The 565-nt window shown below is 36.3% G+C and carries 1 pseudogene; it reads right to left on the bottom strand.

What is annotated here, in order from left to right:
• A pseudogene (locus COL3_RS26715) lies at positions 1 to 449 on the bottom strand (N-acetylmuramoyl-L-alanine amidase family protein); the annotation flags it as partial.
• Positions 450 to 565: the final 116 nt, after the last annotated feature.

Raw genomic sequence — 565 nt, 5'->3', positions numbered from 1 at the left:
ACGCCAGTTTGCATTGCTCCTGATGCTGCTGCAAAATACCATGTACCATTATCATTAATCCAGCCTGTTTTCATTGCTCCTGATGGTTGCATATAATACCATGTACCCCCATCATTAGTCCACCCCGTTTTCATTGCTCCTGATGGTTGCAAATAATACCAAGTACCGCTATCATTAACCCAGCCTGTTTTCATCGCTCCTGATGGTTCCATATAATACCATGTACCGTTATCATTAGCCCAGCCTGTTTTCATCACTCCTGAATTATCTAAATAGTACCACGTGCCATTATCGTTAACCCATCCAGTTTTTCTTTCTCCTGAATCACCTGTATAGTACCAGTTCCCTCCACTTTCTTGCCAAGCTGCTAACACTCGTATGGAAGGTAATGTTGCTATTGTTGTAGTCGCTACTGTAATTGCCAATAATTTTAACTTTAACTTTTTCATTATATTTGCCCCTTCTTTCTATAGTAATATTAAATATAAATTATTTATAAATTTCATATTAATTTAATATTGGATTTCATCTTTTGTAAACGCTTACTAGAATGATATACATATTC

It is taken from the genome of Clostridium sp. LS, from assembly GCF_002760435.1.
Lineage (GTDB): Bacteria > Bacillota > Clostridia > Clostridiales > Clostridiaceae > Clostridium.
Note: the sequence above shows the minus strand (reverse complement) of the source record. Positions and strands in the feature narration are given on the sequence as shown.